The sequence below is a fragment of the Pantoea dispersa genome, from assembly GCF_035783935.1.
Lineage (GTDB): Bacteria > Pseudomonadota > Gammaproteobacteria > Enterobacterales > Enterobacteriaceae > Pantoea > Pantoea dispersa_C.
On record NZ_JALKOV010000025.1, the window covers coordinates 1 to 2,186 of the forward strand.

The following is a 2,186-nucleotide window of genomic DNA, read 5'->3' on the forward strand; positions in this document are numbered from 1 at the left end:
TTTGTGCCAGAGGCGGACATTAGTAACTGGTAAACGCTGTTGTTAGACTTTCCCGGTCAGAGTAGATAGGACCCGTCTGATTTAGATTTCGAATAAAATTTATCTGTTTTAATTTTTTGCAAAACTGCTGTGAAGGCTTTTCAGCACTTCATTGATTGCTCTGCTTACAATCCGATCCTCCCGCATAACTGCCCCTAGCGTACGGTGAAGAGGGGGCGTCACGGGGTATAGATCGAGCCCCGCTCTTTCCCCGATACATGCTACGGACATTCGGGGAACAATGCTGTAGCCAAGACCTGCACGGACCATTCTTTTAATAGCCTCAATACTGCCCAGCTCCATGATCGGGCAGGCCATATGTCCTGTCTCCCTGAACCATTGATCAATCAGGGCGCGTGTACCGCTTCCCGGTTCAAAGATAATCAGCGGCAGCGACAACAAGGCGCCCGGAGTCCATATTTTTACGCTCTGCTTTGAGGCATCCTTTTCCATAATAACAACAAACTCATCCGTACCCATCGGGATTATGCTGAGGTTTTTACCTGCGGCTGGCAGAGTCACCAGCCCAATGTCAATACGGTTTTCCTCCACGCCCCGCACAATATCGGAAGTGTTACCTGTGCGTACGTCCACCTTCAGCAGGGGATGGGCCTGTCGCAATTGCTGAAGTAAGGGAGGCAGCAGATGAATGCAGGCCGTTGCGCCTGTGCCGACAGTAACAGTGCCGGTTATTTCATCGGAATGCAGGCACACAGATTCAACTGCTGTACTTACCACGGCATCAATTTTCAGGCTGTGCTCAGCGAGGGTCAGCCCGGCAGGCGTGGGTCTTACTCCCCGGCTGGTTCGCTCGATAAGGCGGACGTGAAGCGCCTGCTCAAGTTGTCTTATCTGCAGGCTCACTGCCGGCTGCGACAGACCAAGTGCATCAGCCGCGCCGGAGAAACTTCCCCGGCTGATGACCAGTCTGAAAGTAGCCAGATGATCGAGATTCAGGTTTGCCATCCCAAAATTTTCCTTATGCCGCTGATAAGTCCTGCTGCCTGTATGAAATGATGTATTCGGGTTAGCCTCTGCTTCTGACCGAATAAGGAGCCGTACTGATGGAAATAACCCTCGCAGATGAACGACATATACACGCCATCCAGCAGATTTATGCTTATCACGTATTGAACGGCACCGCCAGTTTTGAAACCGAACCGCCGAACCCGGCTGAAATGACAGCCCGTCTGAAAAAGGTGCGTGCAGCAGGACTGCCCTGGTTTGTTGCGGTCGGGGACGGCAATGTCCTCGGGTACTGCTACCTGTCACGCTATCGGGAGCGGTGTGCCTACAGGTTCACCCTGGAAGATTCTGTATATATTGCTCCAAACCTTCAGGGTCAGGGGATCGGGAAAAAGTTGTTATTAAGCGCGGTTGGATGGGCAGAAGCGTATAACTTTCGCCAGCTCGTAGCCGTCGTTGGAAACAGCGAAAATAGCGCCTCTCTCGCCCTGCATCGCGCGGCAGGCTTCAGTATTACAGGAACACTCAGATCCGTGGGCTTCAAGCACGGACGCTGGCTTGATACGGTCATCCTGCAGCGAACGTTGGGACAGGGTGACGCCGCCTCTCCGGAGAGCACAGTTTGACTGACAGGCATCTGACTGGCCGTACCCTCTTTTGCATTGGCATGACGCAGCTTATCAACTGGGGTATCACATTCTATATGCCAGGCGTCTTCGGCACCGCCATCATGGCGGACACAGGCTGGTCGTCAGTTCTGACATTCTCCGGGCTGACTATTGCCATGCTGGTTATGGGGTTTATTTCGCCTCTTATCGGCCCCCTAATGGCCCGTACAGGCGGACGAACGCTGATGATGGCAGGAACCCTCGCAATTATTCTCAGCTGTTTTCTGATGGCTTTTACCCGCTCAACAGCATCGTGGATTGCCGTCTGGCTCCTGATGGGAGCCGGCATGCGACTTGCTCTGTATGATGCCGCATTTGCTCTGCTTGTAGAAACCGCAGGCGCAGGGGCCCGCCGGGCAGTCTCTCTGGTCACACTGCTGGGTGGCCTCGCTTCAGCCGTGTTCTGGCCTGCTGGGGCTGCGCTACTGCACATTACCGGCTGGCGGTATGCGGTTATCGTTTACGGCTGTGCGGGCATTGTCAGCCTGCTTTTTCTGTCCGCCATTCCGGCAG

At 54.0% G+C, this 2,186-nt stretch carries 3 protein-coding genes; 2 read left to right on the forward strand and 1 reads right to left on the reverse strand.

What is annotated here, in order from left to right:
* Positions 1 to 108: 108 nt before the first annotated feature.
* Entirely contained in the window at positions 109 to 1,005 is an 897-nt protein-coding gene (locus MXF20_RS23135; protein ID WP_325971639.1) for a LysR family transcriptional regulator, read from the reverse strand.
* 98 nt (positions 1,006 to 1,103) lie between these two features.
* Here MXF20_RS23135 and MXF20_RS23140 point away from each other — a divergent pair, with 98 nt between their 5' ends.
* Positions 1,104 to 1,631: a GNAT family N-acetyltransferase gene (locus tag MXF20_RS23140; RefSeq protein ID WP_325971640.1), complete on the forward strand. Its 528-nt coding sequence runs from the start codon at positions 1,104 to 1,106 to the stop codon at positions 1,629 to 1,631.
* A partial coding sequence (locus tag MXF20_RS23145; protein ID WP_325971641.1) for an MFS transporter occupies positions 1,628 to 2,186 on the forward strand: 559 nt, incomplete at its 3' end. The genes MXF20_RS23140 and MXF20_RS23145, both read left to right, overlap by 4 nt.